A 19,694-nucleotide genomic window follows, 5' to 3' on the forward strand; every position below is an offset into this window, starting at 1 on the left:
CGCAACGACTGTAGCATAGTTGGTATGATTGGTTATTCCCTCTTTGGCTATTTTACGCCATGTTCCCAGGATCTCTTCACTGTATTTATCCGGTTGGATGGCTGGCAGGTCTTTGACTACGTCATAGTATACTTCCATTACTTTCTGATCGCCCGTGATCTCGGAAGTGAACGACTTCATGTTCTTCTCGTACACTTTGGCATTACCCGGCATATTGCCTGTAGTCTCCAGGTTATGCTGCTGCCACTTCTCATCGGCAATGTATTTGATGAATTCATAAGCCAGTTCTTTATTGGGGGAATCCTGATAAATGCCGCGGTAGGTTCCACCATTATAGTAGCCTTCCGGTGTACGTGCCACGCCATATTTGCCTTTGGCTGATCCATTGTCGTTATCGATCATGAATGAAGCCCATGCCGGCATTGTAGTCAGAACGACACTGCCGTCATTAAGCGCATTTCCCCAGCCAGCGGACATAAAGGAAAGCTTGGCATCTACGTTGTTGTTATTGATTTCGCGCTGGATATTGTAGTATTGCTCCCACTTGGGGTCGATGTTCAACTTGCCTTCTTTGACCCATGGCTCAGTGTTGTATGCTTCGATATCAAACAGATCTCCTGAATTGGAGATCAGATGTACCTGTCCCTTGCTTTGTTGTTCGACTTTTTTGCCAAGAGCGATGACTTTGTCCCAGCTGCCTACCATCTCGCTAATCTGATCGGGATCATCTGTACCGAGGTACTTTTTGGCATTCTCGCGGATATACCAGAAGCCTCCCGGCGAAGAGTGATCGGATACAGCGCGAATCGTATTGTCGGAAGCGCGGCCGAGTGCCTGTACATAAGGAACATAATTGGCAACCAGATCTTCTGCTCCCATTGCTGACAGATCGGTCAGATATTTGGAATCAATAAACTTGCCGATATAAGAGCGTTCCAGATCGAATACATCCGGCACATTCTGACCGGATTGAAGAGCTGTCAGCAGCTTGGTCTGATAATCATCCCCAGGGAAAGTTTTAACTTCCACTTTTACCTTGGGGTTGTCTTTCATAAACTGAGCAGCCATATCTTCTACCTGATCAAAGAATGTCCAGACCACCAGATTGCCTTCCAGTTCCCCATTAGCGTTGCGGGCAGGCTGGCTTGGTGCAGCCTGTTCGTCTTTGCCTCCACAACCTGCCAGTAATGCAGCAACCAGCAGGACAGCAATGCTTATTTTCCAGATATTCATTTTTTTCACGTTATATTCTCCTTTGATAGTGGAAGTTATAAATATGCTTCAATTGGGGCTGGATTAGCCTTTGACCGCTCCGGCTGCCACACTGCTGATAATGCGTTTGGACATAACCGAAAATACGATCAGGATAGGAATAATCGAAATCACAATTCCTACATACTGGGCTCCAAAATCGGCGGTGAATTGTGATTTGACACCTGCAATCATGACCGGAAGCGTCTGCAGCTCATTATCAAACAGGATGATCAGCGGATTAAGAAAATCATTCCATTTGCCAATAAAGGTGAAGATAGCCAGTGTCGCCAGCCCGGGCATCATCAGCGGCAGTACCAAACGGTGAAAAATATACAATTCTCCGCTGCCGTCTATTCTGCCGGACTCAATAATCTCGGAAGGCACGGAACTGTCGGCAAACTGCTTCATCAGGAAAACACCAAATGCATTATGAATAGATGGCAGGATAAGCGGCCAGTAGGTGTTCAGCCAGCCAAAAGAATCAATCAGCCGGTAAAAGCCGATAATGCCCAGCTGACCGGGGATCATCATCGTACCGAGTACAATAGCGAACAGCACATTATTAAGACTAAAGCGATATTTGGAAAATCCGTAACCGGCCAGTGCAGAGAAATATACAGCCAATGCGGTTGAGACCACGCTGATCAATGTCGTGTTGGCAAAACCACGCCAGATCGGCACCGTCTCAATCAGTCGATGATAGTTGTTTAATAATTGGTCTCCAGGAATCAGCAGCAGCTGACGGGCAATACTGGAGTTGGTATGCGTTGCCGTGATGAACATGCTGTAAAAAGGAATCAAACAAATGGCTGCGCTCCCGATCAGAAACAGATAAATGAGCAGTCTGGCTATCAGTGGACCTGCTTTTCCCCTGTTCTCTTCAGGTGCTTTGTTTGTTATGGTACTGCTCGACTCCATCTCTAACCTCCTTGATCCTGATTACCGGGCAGGCTCCTATTAGAACAAATAATCCGTAACCGGCATGATTTAGTGATAGCAGCGGATTACTGCTGGTTTGATATAGGATATAGCTGTCTATTGTTCCCGCTTACGTGTAAGCCAGATCGTAACAGCAGTAAAACACATGACGATGACAAAGACTCCATAAGCAATTGCTGCACCATAACTGAAATTGAAGTTTTTGAAGGCTGTCTCGTACAGATACATAATCATCGTCCGGGTCGTGTTATTCGGACCGTTACCGATCATATACGGCGAGTCAAACAGCTGAAGGCCTCCAATGACGGAGGTGATGAGTGTGAAAATAAACACCGGTCGCAGCAGAGGGATCGTCACATACAGTGTCTTCTGCCAGCCGCTCGCTCCATCTACCTGGGATGCCTCATATACTTCATCCGGAATACTCTGCAATCCGGCGATAAAGACGATCATATTAAAGCCGAAATTCTGCCAGCAGATAACCGCCGCTACGATCAGACGGGACCACCATGGATTGTTAAACCAGTTAATCGGGTCTTCCACCAGACCGATGGTTGTTAACAGCTTGTTGATGCTGCCGGTCTGCCAGTCGAAAATGAGGCTGAACAATACACCCAGCGTTACTGGCGTAATAATATTAGGGAAATAACAAACTGCACGGAAAAAATGCTTGCCCCGAATAAACTTCTCATTGAGGATAATGGCGAGTGTAACAGCAATAAGCAGCTGTGGAACGATAGAGAAGATCCAGATGATTAGTGTATTGCCAATTGACTGATAAAAGGCGGTATCATGCAGCAGGCGGGTGTAGTTGCCGACTCCGTTGTATACCGGGTCATTAAAAGCATCCCAGTTGGTAAAGCTCAGGTACAGCGTATACAGGATCGGCACCAATCCAAAAATGGCAAATGAGATGAAAAACGGGGCAACGAAGATGTACCCGAAATAGTATTTGGCGAGCTTGGAATTCACGATTGTCCCCCTTTGGCGAAGTCGGTAATAGGTCCTGCACAGGAATCCCGGATAACCAGTGAAGGCTGGAGCAGATACACCTGCCCTTCTCGGGATAATGGCTCCGAAATTACATCATTTTGCTGTCCAGCAGCGGATGAGTGCGGCGGCAGCGGCTCTCTATGCAGCCGTTCAAATAAACCTTTTGCCGCCTGACGCCCTATACTTTCAAATGGCTGCCGGATGGTTGTCAGCGCGGGCCTTACCCATTCCGAGATTGGAATATCGTCATACCCGATCACAGACATCTGCTCCGGCACAGACAACCCGGATTCCCTGGCTGCACGAAGCGCTCCGATCGCTGTCTCATCGTTGGAGCCAATCACTGCTGTAAAACTGGCCTGCTGCTGAAGGTTCATCATCGCCTGATAACCTCCCTCCTTGCTCCAATCCGAAGACATTACCAATGCCGGGTCGTATTCCAGCTGATACTGTTCAAGTGCTTCGCAGTAACCTCGAAAGCGATATGCACTGGCTGTAGCATATTCGGGTCCAGATATGTAGGCTATCCGCCGATGTCCCAGCTGATAAAGGTACTGTACCGCTTCTACAATACCCGCCCCATTATCCACATCTACAGCCAAAATATCCTCTAGCTCTCCATAGTCTCCGATCAGCACAACCGGATAGGGCATCTGACGTATCTCTTCGAGCTCATTCCTGGACCGCTTTTTGAAACTGAGTAAAATGATACCGTCCACCTGCCCTTCATACAGCAGCTTCAAAAAGGAGCTTTCCCGTTTGCGCTCCATATGGCTTTCTTGCGGCTGGTTGGAATCCCAGCTGTAAAACACGCTGTTGTATCCATGGGTATGAATAACCTGCTCGATTCCGCGTATAATGCCGGAGTAAAAAGTATTGGATATATTATCCACGATGACACCGATATTGAATGTTTTGTTCATAACCAGTCTGCGGGCGTTCATATTGCGGTGGTAATTAAGTTCTTTGATGGCCTTTTCCAGCGCCTCCTGCGTTTCCGTTCTGACTCGCTGGCCGTTGAGGTAGCGGGACACCGTGCTTTTGGACGTATTGGCCAATCGTGCTACATCATGAATGGTGGGTCCCATAAATTCTCCCTTTCTTTCTCTATGTACAGGGTTGGTTGATCTGGTATGGTATATCCGAATACAGCAGTGATACTGTATTTTATACTGGGAACGTTCCCAGTGAATGGCTAATAACATATACCCCAAAATGCGAAAATATAACAAAAAAGCGCCAGTTCCCCATAAAATGGGACCTGACGCCTTGTGTGAAAAGACTTTATGATCATTCTGTAAATGCTTATAGTTCTCTGCGCCCTTCCAGAGCCTTGGATAAGGTGATTTCATCCGCGTATTCCAGGTCGCCGCCAACCGGCAGACCATGAGCAATACGAGTAACTTTCAGATTAAACGGCTTGACCAGACGGGAAATGTACATGGCTGTCGCTTCGCCTTCAATATTAGGATTCGTCGCTAGAATCAGCTCCTGCACCCGCTCATCACTCAGGCGGTTAAGCAGCTCCTTGAGCTTGATCTCATCAGGACCAATACCTTCAATCGGTGAAATGGCTCCATGCAGTACATGGTAATAGCCGTCGAATTCCCGGGTACGCTCCATAGCCACTAGATCCTTGGGCTCCTGCACCACGCAAATGACAGATGCATCTCTTGTTTTGTCCTGACAGATCTGGCACGGATCTGCATCGGTAATATTACCGCATATCGAACAGTAATGAAGATTACGCTTCACATTGACCAGCGCTTTGGCAAAATCGATCACGTCATCTTCCTTCATGCGAAGAACGTGAAAGGCAAGCCGACCGGCTGTCTTCGGTCCTACTCCCGGCAAGTGCGTAAAAGCATCTATCAATTTAGCAATCGGTTCGGGATAATACAATACAGCGATCTCCTTTGAGACCGGTCATTTGGCTAATGCCGATCTGTTATTTTAGAACAGGCCAGGAATCTTCATTCCACCTGTAAATTTACCCATATCCTGGTTCGCCAGCTCTTCCGCTTTGCTCATTGCATCGTTGACTGCTGTGAGTACCAGATCCTGCAGCATTTCTACATCATCCGGATCTACCGCTTCCGGCTTGATATTAATAGACATAATTTTTTTGTGTCCGTTTACTTCAACAGAGACTACACCGCCGCCAGCAGTACCGGATACGGTTTTGGAACCCAGTTCTTCCTGTGCTTTCAGCATTTGCTCCTGCATCTTCTTCACTTGCTTCATCATCTGATTCATGTTACCCATTCCAATCATCTCCTCTAATAAAGTATACGTTCATTTATTATTATTCCTTAATTACGACAAGCTCCTCACCAAACAGTTGAATCGCTTCATCCACCAGTGCATCACTATTGGAAGCTTCTTCATGTTCAAGCTTGAGTTCTTCACCGGGTTGCTCGCTCGTTCCTTCAATAGCGTCCATCCAGTCTTTTTGCATCATCGTAACGAGACGGTAGGAACCGCCCAGTACTTCATTCAGTACCGACTCAATCACCTGCTTGTTGGCAGACTTCTCGATCGTCTCCCGGTGCATATCATGCTTGAACGCTACCAGAACGGCATCTTCATGAAAGGATACCGGATCGCAGTTGACAAACCAGGCGTGAATAGTAACTTTGACCTCTTTGACACGCTGCAGTACTTTGCTCCAGGAACCGGAGATTTTCGTAAAGTCTTCATGATTGCGGTTAGCCACATAATGAGACATTTGCGATGGAATCTTCGCTGCTGACGATATTCTCGGCGCTGGTGCACGTCTTCCCGTATTGGCGGAAGCTGCGGCTTCTCCCCCGGCAGCAATGCCGGATTGAAGAGCCTTATCCAGCTTTTGCTCCAGCGCAGCCAGCTGCTGCTTGAGCTGCCGGATCTCGCCAGCATCTGCCGGACTGGCAGCTACCGAGGCTGCGCCGGAAGAAGGTTCTGCCCCTCCACCCGGGATACTGCTCAGTTTGAGCAGCGCCACTTCGAACAGCATCTGCGGCTGGGTCGCATACTTCATCTCGGTCTGGTAATGATTCAGTGTATCAATCATGGCAAACAGCTGCTCTTTGGTAAAGGCGGCCGCTGTCTCGCGGAAATTATCCGGGTTCAGCATACGCTCTGTCAAATCACCAGCCTGCGGGATCATTTTGATCATCAGCACATCACGGAAATAGTATAGCAGATTCTCCATGCATTTCTCTGCGCTTTTACCTTCCTGCATAAATGATTCTACCATATGCAGCACCTTGCCCACATCATTCTGCAGCAAGGCCGAAGCGAGTTCGGCAAACTGCTCGGATGCGATACCGCCTGTCATCTGCAGCACCTGTGCATATGTGATCTTGCCCTCGGTAAATGAAGATACCTGATCGAGAATACTCAGTGCATCCCGCATCCCGCCATCAGACAGGCGTGCGATATACTCCAGTGCATCCCTCTCCGACTCCAGCCCTTCCTGTTCGGAGATCAGCTGCAGACGTTCGGTCTGCTCCTGCAAAGAGACACGGCGGAAATCAAACCGCTGACAGCGTGAAATGATTGTCGCCGGCAGACGGTGAGGTTCGGTCGTTGCCAGTATAAAAACCACATGGCCTGGCGGCTCTTCCAGCGTCTTGAGCAGCGCATTAAACGCTTCCGTCGTCAGCATGTGGACTTCATCTATAATATATACTTTACGCCGGACTTCGGTGGGCGCATATTTTACCTTTTCCCTGAGATCCCGGATTTCTTCGACACCCCGGTTGGAGGCGGCGTCAATCTCCAGTACATCCATAATATTGCCGGAAGTGATCCGTTTACAGGTCTCGCATTCATTACATGGCTCGATCGCCGGGCCTTTTTCACAGTTAATGGCTTTGGCCAGAATTTTGGCAGCAGATGTCTTACCTGTACCTCTGGGACCATTAAACAGATAGGCATGTGAAATACGCTCTTCCCGAATGGCATTCTGCAGTGTCTGAATGATATGCTGCTGTCCTACCATGTCCTGAAACGACTGCGGCCGCCAAGCACGATAAAGTGCGATATGTTCCACTTGCTTACCCTCTTTCCTGTATATTGCTACCCCTGATATATATCACTTCAAAGGGTCCTATTTTATAAAAATGATTAGAGCAAAATAAAAGATCTTACCTTTAATTATACTATAAATCGGCACCAAGCAAAACCGTAGTACTCTGATTTCACAAACAAAAAACACCTGTTGCAGTACGCAAAAGGTGTTATGAATAAGCTTAATTATATACCGTGCACCTGTCTTCGATAATTGCGATCCAAGCGGTTCTTCTGAGCAACAGCTCGGGATAGGCACTCCCTCGGCACAAGAACGAAACTGCTTATGGCTGCTTCCTTCCGGACCTGACCAGGTTCACAGATGTTCCTTGCGAAGGACCCATCCGTCAACACTGCGCTCAGATACCTGCCTTACATCGACAATACCTAGGACAGGAATTCAATCTCGCTATAGCGGATTGCGAGTTATAGGGCACCGCTACCTCCCCATCTAGCACGGCATTAAGTAATTATACCTGACACACGTAGACAATGCAACTATCCTTTGCATATGTTTGAACAGCTCAGTTGGTTGTGGCTGAAGCTGCGGTAGAGCGGGTTGTCCGTCTGCCTGTACTGTTCGATCCTGTACTGGAAGAAGACGACGGTTTCTTGCTGCCGGAACTGCTATTTTTGCTATCTTCCCGGGTATCAAAGGACGCCAGGAATTCCTGATTGCTCTGGGAATTACGCAGCTTTTTGAGGAAGCCTTCCACAAAGTCCTGGGAATCGTTCATGTTTTTGCGGATATGCCAGATCGTATCAAGCTCTTCCTTGGCAAGCAGATCTTCCTCGCGACGTGTACCGGAACGACGGATATCGATCGCCGGGAATATACGACGCTCGGACAGCTTGCGATCCAGATGAAGTTCCATATTACCGGTACCTTTGAATTCTTCATAAATGATATCATCCATACGGGAACCGGTATCGATCAGTGCAGTCGCCAGAATCGTCAGGCTGCCGCCTTCTTCGACATTACGCGCCGAACCGAAGAAGCGCTTGGGACGATGGAAAGCTGCCGGGTCAATACCACCGCTCAGTGTACGACCGGATGGCGGAATCACCAGATTGTAGGCACGCGCCAGACGGGTAATGCTATCCATCAGGATCACAACATCTTTTTTATGTTCGACCAGACGCAGTGCACGTTCCAGCACCAGCTCGGCTACTTTGATATGGTTTTCCGGCAGTTCGTCAAATGTGGAAGCAATGACTTCGCCTTTGACAGAGCGCTGCATGTCCGTAACTTCCTCCGGCCGCTCATCAATAAGCAGCACAAAAAGCTCAATCTCCGGATTGTTCGTTGAGATGCTGTTCGCGATTTCTTTGAGCAGGAGTGTTTTACCGGCTTTGGGAGGTGCTACGATCAGACCACGCTGCCCCAATCCGACAGGAGCGAGTACATCCATGATCCGTGTAGAGAGTTTGTTGGGAGCTGTCTCAAGAACCAGCTTCTTTTGCGGGTAGAGAGGAGTCAGCGCAGGGAAATGAAGGCGTTCTGCCGCTTGTTCCGGACTGACACCGTTGACGGCATTGACCTGCAGAAGGCCAAAGTAACGTTCATTTTCTTTGGGTGCTCTGCATTTACCGGATACGAGATCACCGGTACGCAGATCGAATTTGCGAATCTGTGATGCGGAAATATAAATATCTTCTGCACTTGGCAAATAGTTGATCGGTCGCAGGAATCCATAGCCTTCCGGCAGAATTTCAAGAACGCCTTGCATGAACATCAGTCCACTGCGTTCTGCCTGTGCACGTAGGATTGCAAAGATCAGTTCCTTTTTTTTGAGCTGCCCGTAATACGGAATCTGGTACTGCTTGGCCAGTTTGTATAAATCGGTCAGTTTCATTTCTTCCAAATCGGAAATTTGTAAATCCATACAATAACCACCTATTCAATTTTATAGAGAATGTTGAGACGATCGATAGAATAATGTTGGGAATAATCAGAAGATTGAATTATACGGAGTGGATACTTCCAAATTCATTCATAGGATAGCATTACCCATTTTGGGAGGAGATATTCAAGAGGTATGTATTTTGGGAAATACAAGTGAATTCTCCTCCCTGTAAGAGGGACAAACAAATCAGAGAGTACGTGTTTCCAGCGTCTCTCTCCATACATTGGCACCCAGATTGCGTAGATTATCTACCAGATGATCATAACCACGGTCGATAAACTCCACACCGGATACTTCAGTGATACCTTCGCCGACAGTCAAACCGGCAATAACCAGTGCTGCACCTGCCCGCAGATCCATCGCTTTGACTTTGGCTGCATTCAGTTCGCCGCCTTCGATAATTGCCGAGCGGCCTTCTACCTTGATCTTGGCTCCCATGCGCGCCAGCTCCGGTACATGCTTGAACCGGCTGCTGTAGACAAAGTCACTCAATACGCTGACTCCCTGCGCCTGTGTCAGCAGACTGGTCATCGGAGATTGCAGATCTGTGGCAAAGCCCGGATAGGTGAGCGCTTTGACATCGACATGGTTATAGGTGGACTTGCCGAGAACACGGATACCTTCATCCAGTTCGTCTACATGTACGCCCATTTCCAGCAATTTGGCCGTTACTGCTTCCAGATGCTTGGGAATCACATTGTCAATCAGAACATCACCGCGCGTTGCCGCTGCAGCGATCATATACGTACCTGCCTGAATACGGTCAGGAATAATGGAGTGTCTGCAGCCATGCATTTCAGAGACCCCTTCAATACGGATCGTCTCTGTACCGGCACCCTTGATAATGGCGCCCATGGCATTCAGTAGTGTTGCTACATCTATAATCTCAGGCTCTTTCGCCGCGTTTTCGATAATTGTATGGCCTTTGGCTCTTGCTGCCGCCAGCATAATGTTGATGGTCGCGCCTACACTGGCAACGTCCAGATAAATTTTGGCTCCACGGAGCTCTTTGGCATATAAATGAATAGACCCGTGTTCATTGGTAACCGTAGCACCCAGCGCTTCAAAACCTTTGATATGCTGGTCGATAGGTCTTGGTTCAAAGTTGCATCCGCCCGGCAAACCGATCGTTGCTTCTCCAAAACGTCCAAGTAATGCGCCCATCATATAATAAGATGCCCGCAGCTTTTTGACAGGTCCGTTGGGCATTGGAATGGATCTGACACTGCTTGGATCAATACGCATCTGATTATCCAACTCATGCCAGCTTACGCTCGCACCCAGATTTTCAAGAATTTCCGCATAAACTGCCACGTCGCTCAGAAGGGGCAAGTTATCCAGCACGACTTCTGACTCGGCGAGCAATGCCGCAGGAATAAGCGCAATGGCACTGTTTTTTGCACCACTGATGGTGATAGTTCCCTGCAGCGGACGTCCGCCACTGATCATCAATTTTTCCATAAAGCTTAGTATCCCCCTACGTGTTTTGCAGCCGATAAAACGACATGTGCCGTTGAATTTTGGCTGTTAAAATGGAAAGACACCGGCTCAGCGGTGTGCTCTCCATAACAACCTATTTAATTAGACCCTTTCCAGTTGGAAAAGTTCCGATTTTATTTCTGTTTTAACTTCTGCATACTGTAATATACACTACGCCCATTCAAAAAGCCAATTACGCTTTGTTGCTTGTACCGAACTCACGGATTTTACCGATAACGGTTTGTTTGATCGCTTCGCGACCTGGAACGATGAAAGTACGTGGATCGTAAGCTTCCGGTTTGTCAGCCAGTACTTTGCGAACCGCTTTTGCAAATTCGATCTGGTTCTCGGTATTTACGTTGATTTTGGAAGTACCCAGGGAGATCGCTTTGTCGATATCGTGTTTAGGGATACCAGTACCACCGTGCAGTACGAGCGGCAGGTTAACCGCGTCACGAATTTCTTCCATTTCTTTGAAGCCCAGGTTAGGCTCGCCATGGTAAGGACCGTGTACGGAACCCAGTGCCGGTGCCAGTGTATCGATACCTGTTTCTTTAACAAGGCGTGTGCACTCTTCCAGGTCAGCGTACATGATACCGCCGATTACGTCGTCTTCCTGTCCGCCTACAGTACCTACTTCAGCTTCTACAGAAACGCCTTTAGCGTGTGCATACTCAACCACTTTTTTCGTCATTTCGATGTTCTCTTCGATTGGGTGATGAGAACCGTCGATCATAACGGAAGTAAAGCCAGCATCGATTGCTTCTTTACATTTGTCAAAGCTGGAACCATGGTCCAGGTGAATCGCAACTGGAACAGTGATTTTCATATCGTGAAGCAGACCTTCTACCATTTTGACAACAGTAGTGAATCCGCCCATGTGACGTGCTGCACCTTCGGACACACCCAGGATTACTGGTGATTTTTCTTCTTCCGCTGCGCCCAGAATCGCTTGTGTCCACTCCAGGTTGTTGATGTTGTATTGACCAACTGCATATTTACCTTCGAGTGCTTTGTTTAACATTTCTGTCATAGATACTAATGGCATAATGACATCCTCCTCAAAAATGTTGGGTATGTCCCAAAATGTGTAAGCCGCTACTGCATACGTGCCTATTATAACATAACCCACTTCAAATACTAAACAAGCAATTTAAAAAGGAATATGCGGCTTCGCACATTGAAATAAAAAGTTTGTATCCTCCAAATGACGCTTATTGATCCACACTGCTGCCGCGCAGAGCCTGATCAACCGCCTTGCGCATTTCGTCGATGTCAAACGGCTTTGTAAAGTGGCCGATCGCTCCCAGATCCCTGGCTTTCTGGATAATATCCAGTTCTCCATAGGCAGTCATCATAATGACATGAATCTGCGGATGTGTAGATTTGATATGACGCAAAATCTCCAGTCCATCCATGCCCGGTATTTTCATGTCCAGCAGAACCAGATCAGGAACTTCCTGCTCTACCACTTCAAGCGCCGCCTTGCCGTTGGCTGCCTGGAACATCTGGTATCCCTCATTGCTGAACAATTCGACGAGCAATATCCGAATTCCATTCTGATCATCTACAATTAATATTTTTTTCTGTTCCATTTGTCACCTTTCCCTTCGTCTCTGCTGATCGATTCCCCTGTGTGTACATTGATCCACTATCCAGAACGATGACGAACTCCAATAGATACTGCTTGGATTGAAATGTAAATCTTTACTTTGAATAACATAATGTACACTTTCGCTTTTTTTCGCGCAAATCCTGCATCATTACGAAAAATACCGCGTATACTGCGACAAAATATGCTATAAACGATGGCACTCGGACCTTTGAAAACGACCCGGTCAGGAAACAGGTCGATCCTGCACAATATTTCTCCGTGATTCATACGCATGATTCCATTATACAAAAAAAACCATCCGCATCTTCTTCCAGATACGGATGGTTGCCAAAAATAAAAATTAAACGTATAATCTTAAACCCGGCGCTCTTATGATTGATGAGCGAGGGAAGCTTTGACGAACTCGCGGAATAATGGTTGTGGACGGTTCGGACGGGAAGTGAATTCCGGATGGAACTGTACAGCCAGGAACCATGGATGATCAGGCACTTCCACGATCTCTACCAGACGACCATCTGGAGAAGTACCGGAGATTTTCATGCCAACTTTTTCAATTTGTTCGCGGTATTGGTTATTGAACTCATACCGGTGACGGTGACGTTCGTATACCAGCTCTTCGCCATAGCATTCCATAGCCAGGGAACCCGGCTGCAGTTTACAAGGATACAGTCCAAGACGCATGGTGCCGCCCAGATCTTCGATATCTTTTTGCTCAGGCAGCAGGTCGATAACCGGATACGGTGTCGCCGGATTGATCTCGGAGCTGTTGGCGCCTTCCAGTCCTGCAAATGCACGTGCGTACTCGATAACGGATACCTGCATACCGAGGCAAATACCGAAGTAAGGGATCTTTTGTTCACGAGCATAACGGATCGCATTGATCTTGCCTTCAATACCACGGTCGCCGAAGCCGCCAGGAACGAGGATACCGCCGATGCCGCCAAGCTTCTCGGCTACGTTCTCGTCTGTCAGTTCTTCTGCGTCCACCCAGCGGAGTTTTACGTCTGCATTGGCATGGTAGCCAGCGTGGGACAGGGATTCCACAACGCTCAGATATGCATCATGCAGGGCAACATATTTACCGACAATAGCAATTTCAACGGTTTTCTCCAGGTGCTGAATACGGTTCAGCAGCTCTTCCCATTCGGTCATGTCCGGAGCCGGTGCATCCAGCTTCAGATGATTGACTACGATATCGTCCAGGCCTTCTTCACGCAGGTTCAGCGGAACTTCATACAGTGAAGATGCATCACGGCACTCAATAACTGCATTGGCGTCGATATCGCAGAACAGGGCGATTTTGGCTTTCATGTCTTCGGACAGTTCGTACTCGGTACGGCATACGATCACATTCGGCTGGATACCGATACTGCGCAATTCCTTAACACTGTGCTGGGTTGGCTTGGTTTTCACTTCACCAGCTGCCTTGATGTAAGGAATCAGTGTAACGTGAATATACATAACATTATCACGACCGACATCGCTCTTGATCTGACGGATGGCTTCAAGGAATGGAAGACTCTCGATATCACCGACTGTACCACCGATCTCTGTAATGACTACATCAGAGTTCGCTTCACGACCAGCACGGAATACGCGCTCCTTGATCTCGTTCGTAATATGCGGGATAACCTGTACCGTACCACCAAGATATTCGCCGCGGCGCTCTTTGCTGATAACGGAAGAGTATACTTTACCTGTGGTTACGTTGCTGTTCTTGGACAGGTTAATATCGATAAAACGCTCGTAGTGACCCAGATCGAGATCCGTCTCGGCGCCATCATCGGTTACAAACACCTCGCCATGCTGATATGGACTCATGGTTCCCGGGTCTATGTTAATGTAAGGATCGAATTTCTGGATCGTTACTTTCAAACCTCTGTTTTTGAGCAGTCTGCCCAGTGAAGCGGCTGTAATCCCTTTACCCAGTGAAGATACAACCCCGCCTGTTACAAAAATATACTTTGTCACCATATTACCTCCTAAGTTATTATCCGGAAATTCAAATCAGCATCATGCAGCAATGAACCAAACGTGATTCGCATAACAACTGGCAGATCACCTTATTCTTCTTCTACCAGCCTATCGACTCATCGTTATATTCCATTACCTTCAGGATGCTCAGGGGGGAGATATATCCCATAAAAAACAAAAAAAGTGACACCCGTAGCCACGGGGCACTTTATTTATTCCAGCAATTATGCGCTGCATATATGTTGATTTATAAGTTCAATTCATAAGCCCATGCAATAGTTTACTCTGTCCAACAATACTGTGTCAAGACATATCCCGAGAAAGATTGCCCCGATATGAAAATCAACTGCATTTAGACAGAAGCAGGCTGTTGGCCAAGCCATTTTATGACAACGGTGTAGATCACTCTGCTGTCTGACAGCCAGAGCCAACTATACATGATCATAAAAAGACCTGCCCGGCATATCGGGCAGGTCTGAGGAATTAACGTTCTTCTTCGGTGTCATCCTCTTTGAATTCCGTACTTTCTTCTTCGAAGTCTTCATCCTCGTCCTCATCTTCGTCTTCGATGACCAGGTCTGCAGTGTCTTCTTCGTCTTCGGTGAAGATATCATCATCATCATCGTTGCTATCTACATCATCGTAGTTATCATCTTCGATCTCATCATCTTCATCCGTTGTATCGGCAACGTCTTCGTTATTGAATTCATCATCTTCGATATCATCATCGTCGTTATCATCGTTGATAATACGCGGACGCTTGGCGTTCGCTACCGGATCTTCCGCACGTTCCAGTGGATACCAGCGCTTAAGACCCCACAGGTTGGTACCTACACAGGCAAAACGTCCATCGATATTCAGCTCGGTATAGAGCTGAGCGATATATTCATTAATCTGCTCTTCCGTATAACCGCGCAGTTCGGCAACTTCCTTCATCAGGTCACGGTAATACAAAGGTGTATTAATTTTTTTCAATACGGCAAAGGCCAGGTCCACCATCGGGATCTCATGCACTTTCTCCGGATTAATTTTTAATTCTTGCGGTGTGCTCACTTACGGACACTTCCTCTCGGATCCAATTTCAGTCTGCTTATTTGATTCTATCCCTGTGATGCACGGATAGGAATGAAAAGGCTCTACGATACATTATACAAAATGCTGAGTTAAGTAAACCCTATTTAACTGTAAAAATCAAGTTTTTTACAAAAAACAACAGGTATACTCTGCTATTGACGCACAAAGCATCGAAAAGCGGCGAATTACGCCCTCTTACATACGGTCTGGTGCGGATACGCCTACCAGACGAAGCACATTGGCAATAACAATACGAACGCTATCCAGCAGAGCCAGACGAGCCAGCGTCTTCGGCTGATCTTCGGTCAGGGTACGCTCTGCTTTGTAGTAACTGTGCAGCATGGATGCCAGTTCATATACATAACGAATCAGGCGATGCGGTGCAAAGTTGTCTGCGGACAGGGAAATCTCCTGAGGCAGTTCGCCAAGCTTTTGCAGCAGTGCATATTCATGCTCGGTAGTCAGCTGACTGTAGTCGATCTCCGACAGCGCCGGCAATGTAATGCCCTGTTCTTCGGCCTGACGGAAAATACTGCAGATCCGTGCATGGGCATACTGTACATAGAATACCGGGTTCTCGTTGGAAGTGGATACTGCCAGATCCATATCAAAGTCCAGATGGGAATCAATGCTGCGCATTGCGAAGAAATAACGAACCGCATCCACGCCCACTTCAGCCATCAGATCTTCCATCGTTACCGCTTTACCCGTACGCTTGGACATTTTTACTTTTTCGCCATTCTGGAACAGGCTGACCATCTGGGCGATCAATACGGTCAGTTTGTCCGGGTCATTGCCCAGTGCCTGCATTGCCGCTTTCATCCGCGGGATATAGCCATGGTGGTCGGCTCCCCAGATATTGATCATGCGATCATAACCGCGTCCGTACTTGTCCTTGTGATAGGCAATATCCGGTGTCAGATACGTGTACGTGCCATCATTCTTGATCAGTACACGGTCCTTGTCATCACCGTAGGCAGTCGTACGCAGCCAGGTTGCGCCTTCTTCTTCATATACTTCACCGCGCTCGCGCAGTTCGCCGAGTGCATCCAGTACCTGACCGTTCTCGTAGAGGGATGTCTCGCTGAACCAGATGTCAAAGTTCACACGGAACGCTTCCAGATCGCGCTGAATTTTTTCCATTTCCTTTTTCAGACCGTAATCACGGAAAAAGGAAGCGCGCTCGCTGGAAGACATGGACAGCAGACTGTCACCTTTTTCAGCAACAAGTTCTCTGGCAAAGCCGCGGATATCTTCACCATGGTAGCCGTCTTCCGGCATTGGTGCATCCTGTCCCAGCTCCTGCAGATAGCGTGCTTCAATCGACAGGCTCAGGTTGGATACCTGATTACCTGCATCATTGATGTAGTATTCCCGGGTGACCCGGTAGCCGGCAAAATCGAGCAGATTGCACAGGGAATCCCCAAATGCCGCGCCGCGGGCATGGCCCAGATGCAGACTGCCGGTCGGGTTGGCACTGACAAATTCCACTTCGACCTTTTGGCCCTGTCCATTGTCGGTACGTCCGTAGTTGTCTCCCTGCTCATGAACAACCTGGATGACCGGGTAAAGGTAACTTTTGTTAAGGGTAAAATTGATAAAGCCGGGACCCGCAATCTCGGCATGCTCAATACCACCCTGCTTCAGATCCAGGTTGGCGATGATACTTTCTGCCAGCATACGCGGATTTTTCTTGGCAATGCGGGTGAGCTGCATTGCAATATTGGTGGCCAAATCGCCGTGATTTTTGTCCTTGGGTACTTCCAGCGTAACTTCCGGCATGTCTTCGGGACCTATAATACCTGCTGCGAGAACAGCAGCGTGTACGGCTTCCTTGACGGAATTACGGCTTTGTTCCAGTGGATTAACTGTCATTGTCTAATGTTCCTCCTGTATCTTGCACTTCGTAGAGTTAATTTTCCGTGTACGGACTGTACAGACGGAGATGATTCCATAAATATATGCTTCAGGGCTATTTACCGTTCGGATCTATGAAATCTGTATATCCATGCTGACCTTAAAAGTACCGCTCAGCTGTTCATGTACATATAAATCATATTCCCAGGTGATTTTGCCCGTATATCCGTTCAGTTCGTTATGAATCAATGAAGTATGCGTAATCAGGGCGAAACGAGTAAAAGGCGATCGGTAAAATCCGGTCAGCTGTTCTCCCTGACGGAAGGACTGCTCCGCTTCTACGCCGCCGTGACGCATAATCTTGATCTCATCCTTGCTGATCCTTACTGTTGTACGGACTTCCTGCTGTGCCGATTCGGGTGATTCCGTATAGCGGATATACACACTGCTGCCTTTCTGGAAGGCCTGGCCTGTAAAATGGGTGGTGGCGCTTTCCCCATTCTGGTTACTGTGCAGTGTCAGACGTACTTCGTTCGATTCTGTCATAAACCCAGCTCCATTTTCGGTATGACTCCATCTTGGCTTGTTGAATATAGAACATTTTCACGATAAATTCAATAAGCGCATTCTCTTCTATTGTATCATTATATTGAAGGGAAAGCCGCTTTTTCCGACAAAAATTAGCGTGCTTCCTGTAATCCTGCCCTCACTGTCCGCCAATCGGGCCGTATGGGATACCACCGGAGCGTGCAGCAGACCTTTATCCACGGAGAAAACGCAAAAAACCTGCATACCAGAGGGTATACAGGTTGGTGTTTATATTACTTGCACAGATCTTCGACGAACTTAGGCAGTGCGAATGCTGCTTTGTGCAGACGTGGGGTGTAGTATTTGTTGCTTTCCATTTCCGGGATGGACGTCTCATCAACTTCCAATGGATCATATTTTTTGCTGCCCATGGTGAATGTCCATAGTCCACTCGGGTAAGTAGGAATGTTGGCTCCGTATACACGGACGATCGGGAAGATCTCTTTAACATCTTTGTTCACCTGCTGGATCAGATCCGCTTTGAACCAAGGGTTGTCGGTCTGAGCAACAAAGATACCGTCTTCCTTAAGCGTCTCGTAGATGCCCTGATAGAATCCTTTTTCGAACAGTGGTGCTGCAGGGCCAACAGGCTCTGTGGAATCAACCATGATCACGTCATATGTGTTTTTGTTTTCGATGATATGCATGTAACCATCTGCTACCATTACTTCTACACGCGGATTGTCCAGCTCGCCGGCGATCTCGGGCAGGTACTTTTTGGAGTACTCGATAACTTTGCCGTCAATCTCAACTAGAACCGCTTTTTCCACTTCCGGGTGCTTCAGCACTTCACGGATTACACCGCCGTCGCCGCCGCCGACAACGAGTACATGTTTCGGATTCGGGTGCGTGTTCAGAGCAGGATGAGCGACCATTTCATGATAAACGAACTCGTCTTTGACCGTTGTCATGACCATGCCATCCAGCACCAGCATGCGTCCGAACTCTTCGGTATCAATCATTGCCAGATCCTGAAAATCGGTTTTCTCTGTCACCAGAGTCTCACGGATCTTGGCTGTAATGCCGAAGACCGGCGTCTGTTTCTCGGTGTACCACAATTCCATATTTATTACCTTCTTTCGCGTATATTCAACTGAATCAAGGGGATAGTCCTTATCATTCAATTCGCATTATACGCGATATAATCCCGGACTGCAAAAGGAACTTGAGCAGCTTTTTGCCACGGTGCTTCCATGGAGAACAGACAGGAATTCTCAAGGTAACAGCAAGCACCGGGTTCGTTATTCCATTTATTCTTCGCAAAGGAGCTGAACTTCATGAATGTTCACGATATTGTACAGCTGCCAGCACTGGAGGCCGCTCCCCGGCTGCTCGGCAAAATTATTAGCAGAATTACGGAAGATGGCGAGATTCGCTGCCGAATCATCGAGACGGAGAGCTATGGCGGCGCCGAAGACAAAGGCAGTCATGCCTACGGCAACCGCAGAACTGCACGTACGGAAATGATGTTCCGGCAGGGCGGGTATGCCTACATTTACCTGATCTATGGGATGTATCATTGCCTGAACGTCGTTACCGGTGAGGAGGATGATCCGCAGGCAGTACTGATCCGGGCGGTAGAGCCACTCAGTCTGCGGGATGAACAGCTCATGCTGAAACATCGTCCGGCCGCCGCCCGCCAGCTCAAAAACATTTCCAACGGACCGGGCAAGCTCTGCCAGGCGCTCTCTATCGACAAGTCGCTCAACGGTCAGCTTCTGCTGGCAAGCGGTGGTGTACTGCGTCTGGAAGATCCTCCTGAAGACACGGTCTATGACATAGAGTCCGGTCCACGCATCAATATCGATTATGCCCAGGATTATGTGTCCAAACCCTGGCGCTTTTATATCAAAGGTCATTCTTATGTATCCGCCAAAAATACCACTCCACTTCCCTATCTGCCGGGATGTCCCCCGATTTTGTAGTTTCCCGGTGTGTTGCAATGCAAAAAAACCGCTGGA

General features: G+C 47.9%; 17 protein-coding genes and 1 other RNA gene (1 of these 18 cut by a window edge). 1 reads left to right on the top strand and 17 read right to left on the bottom strand.

The features are described from left to right. From M1D61_RS21440 to speE, 17 genes are all read right to left on the bottom strand, one after another. Positions 1 to 1,233 carry the 5' portion of an ABC transporter substrate-binding protein gene (locus M1D61_RS21440; RefSeq protein ID WP_458122581.1) on the bottom strand. The gene continues 51 nt to the left of window position 1, outside the view, so 1,233 of the gene's 1,284 nt are visible here — the first part of the coding sequence; its start codon is at positions 1,231 to 1,233; its stop codon lies beyond the left edge, outside the window. Between the two features lie 63 nt (positions 1,234 to 1,296). Further along, positions 1,297 to 2,172, bottom strand: a complete 876-nt coding sequence (locus tag M1D61_RS21445; protein WP_082097057.1) for a carbohydrate ABC transporter permease — start codon at positions 2,170 to 2,172, stop codon at positions 1,297 to 1,299. A gap of 117 nt (positions 2,173 to 2,289) precedes the next feature. Further along, positions 2,290 to 3,165, bottom strand: a complete 876-nt coding sequence (locus M1D61_RS21450; protein ID WP_458120537.1) for a carbohydrate ABC transporter permease — start codon at positions 3,163 to 3,165, stop codon at positions 2,290 to 2,292. Continuing rightward, a complete protein-coding gene (locus M1D61_RS21455; RefSeq protein ID WP_458120538.1) occupies positions 3,162 to 4,274 on the bottom strand; it encodes a LacI family DNA-binding transcriptional regulator in 1,113 nt (370 codons plus the stop codon). The genes M1D61_RS21450 and M1D61_RS21455 overlap by 4 nt, the downstream gene beginning before the upstream one ends. Before the next feature lie 217 nt (positions 4,275 to 4,491). After that, positions 4,492 to 5,088 carry a recombination mediator RecR gene (gene recR, locus M1D61_RS21460; protein ID WP_458120539.1) on the bottom strand — a complete coding sequence of 199 codons (597 nt, stop codon included), beginning with the start codon at positions 5,086 to 5,088 and terminating at the stop codon, positions 4,492 to 4,494. 51 nt (positions 5,089 to 5,139) lie between these two features. Beyond that, positions 5,140 to 5,451, bottom strand: a complete 312-nt coding sequence (locus M1D61_RS21465; RefSeq protein WP_046216627.1) for a YbaB/EbfC family nucleoid-associated protein — start codon at positions 5,449 to 5,451, stop codon at positions 5,140 to 5,142. A gap of 40 nt (positions 5,452 to 5,491) precedes the next feature. Continuing rightward, entirely contained in the window at positions 5,492 to 7,222 is a 1,731-nt protein-coding gene (gene dnaX / locus M1D61_RS21470; protein WP_458120540.1) for a DNA polymerase III subunit gamma/tau, read from the bottom strand. 210 nt (positions 7,223 to 7,432) lie between these two features. Continuing rightward, positions 7,433 to 7,699: signal recognition particle sRNA large type (gene ffs, locus M1D61_RS21475), an RNA gene on the bottom strand. A gap of 64 nt (positions 7,700 to 7,763) precedes the next feature. Continuing rightward, complete coding sequence (gene rho, locus M1D61_RS21480) at positions 7,764 to 9,125, bottom strand: transcription termination factor Rho (protein WP_458120541.1); 1,362 nt, start codon at positions 9,123 to 9,125, stop codon at positions 7,764 to 7,766. Between the two features lie 207 nt (positions 9,126 to 9,332). Further along, positions 9,333 to 10,607 (bottom strand): UDP-N-acetylglucosamine 1-carboxyvinyltransferase, encoded by a 1,275-nt coding sequence (locus M1D61_RS21485; RefSeq protein WP_458120542.1) that lies wholly within the window; start codon positions 10,605 to 10,607, stop codon positions 9,333 to 9,335. A gap of 211 nt (positions 10,608 to 10,818) precedes the next feature. After that, positions 10,819 to 11,673 carry a class II fructose-1,6-bisphosphate aldolase gene (gene fba / locus M1D61_RS21490; RefSeq protein ID WP_458120543.1) on the bottom strand — a complete coding sequence of 285 codons (855 nt, stop codon included), beginning with the start codon at positions 11,671 to 11,673 and terminating at the stop codon, positions 10,819 to 10,821. A gap of 166 nt (positions 11,674 to 11,839) precedes the next feature. Continuing rightward, positions 11,840 to 12,220 (bottom strand): response regulator, encoded by a 381-nt coding sequence (locus tag M1D61_RS21495; RefSeq protein WP_458120544.1) that lies wholly within the window; start codon positions 12,218 to 12,220, stop codon positions 11,840 to 11,842. Positions 12,221 to 12,609: 389 nt separating this feature from the next. After that, the gene (locus M1D61_RS21500) at positions 12,610 to 14,211 is read right to left on the bottom strand and encodes a CTP synthase (RefSeq protein WP_046216644.1); all 1,602 of its coding nucleotides are present in this window, start codon (positions 14,209 to 14,211) and stop codon (positions 12,610 to 12,612) included. Positions 14,212 to 14,697: 486 nt separating this feature from the next. After that, positions 14,698 to 15,267: a DNA-directed RNA polymerase subunit delta gene (rpoE, locus tag M1D61_RS21505; protein WP_458120545.1), complete on the bottom strand. Its 570-nt coding sequence runs from the start codon at positions 15,265 to 15,267 to the stop codon at positions 14,698 to 14,700. 216 nt (positions 15,268 to 15,483) lie between these two features. Then, a complete protein-coding gene (argS, locus tag M1D61_RS21510) occupies positions 15,484 to 17,163 on the bottom strand; it encodes an arginine--tRNA ligase (RefSeq protein ID WP_458120546.1) in 1,680 nt (559 codons plus the stop codon). A 114-nt stretch (positions 17,164 to 17,277) separates the two neighbouring features. Further along, a complete protein-coding gene (locus M1D61_RS21515; RefSeq protein ID WP_458120547.1) occupies positions 17,278 to 17,691 on the bottom strand; it encodes a DUF1934 domain-containing protein in 414 nt (137 codons plus the stop codon). 275 nt (positions 17,692 to 17,966) lie between these two features. After that, positions 17,967 to 18,797 (bottom strand): polyamine aminopropyltransferase, encoded by an 831-nt coding sequence (gene speE / locus M1D61_RS21520; RefSeq protein ID WP_046216635.1) that lies wholly within the window; start codon positions 18,795 to 18,797, stop codon positions 17,967 to 17,969. A 213-nt stretch (positions 18,798 to 19,010) separates the two neighbouring features. Between speE and M1D61_RS21525 the strand changes: the two genes are divergently transcribed. Continuing rightward, the gene (locus M1D61_RS21525; RefSeq protein WP_458120548.1) at positions 19,011 to 19,658 is read left to right on the top strand and encodes a DNA-3-methyladenine glycosylase; all 648 of its coding nucleotides are present in this window, start codon (positions 19,011 to 19,013) and stop codon (positions 19,656 to 19,658) included. Positions 19,659 to 19,694 lie beyond the last annotated feature (36 nt).

It is taken from the genome of Paenibacillus sp. Z6-24 (assembly GCF_054161335.1).

Bases quoted from the DNA above. Each gene is read 5' to 3' on its own strand.
- M1D61_RS21445 (WP_082097057.1), bottom strand. From the start codon at position 2,172: ATGGAGTCGAGCAGTACCATAACAAACAAAGCACCTGAAGAGAACAGG.
- M1D61_RS21455 (WP_458120538.1), bottom strand. From the start codon at position 4,274: ATGGGACCCACCATTCATGATGTAGCACGATTGGCCAATACGTCCAAA.
- M1D61_RS21465 (WP_046216627.1), bottom strand. From the start codon at position 5,451: ATGGGTAACATGAATCAGATGATGAAGCAAGTGAAGAAGATGCAGGAG.
- rho (WP_458120541.1), bottom strand. From the start codon at position 9,125: ATGGATTTACAAATTTCCGATTTGGAAGAAATGAAACTGACCGATTTA.
- M1D61_RS21485 (WP_458120542.1), bottom strand. From the start codon at position 10,607: ATGGAAAAATTGATGATCAGTGGCGGACGTCCGCTGCAGGGAACTATC.
- fba (WP_458120543.1), bottom strand. From the start codon at position 11,673: ATGCCATTAGTATCTATGACAGAAATGTTAAACAAAGCACTCGAAGGT.
- M1D61_RS21495 (WP_458120544.1), bottom strand. From the start codon at position 12,220: ATGGAACAGAAAAAAATATTAATTGTAGATGATCAGAATGGAATTCGG.
- argS (WP_458120546.1), bottom strand. From the start codon at position 17,163: ATGACAGTTAATCCACTGGAACAAAGCCGTAATTCCGTCAAGGAAGCC.
- M1D61_RS21515 (WP_458120547.1), bottom strand. From the start codon at position 17,691: ATGACAGAATCGAACGAAGTACGTCTGACACTGCACAGTAACCAGAAT.
- speE (WP_046216635.1), bottom strand. From the start codon at position 18,797: ATGGAATTGTGGTACACCGAGAAACAGACGCCGGTCTTCGGCATTACA.
- M1D61_RS21525 (WP_458120548.1), top strand. From the start codon at position 19,011: ATGAATGTTCACGATATTGTACAGCTGCCAGCACTGGAGGCCGCTCCC.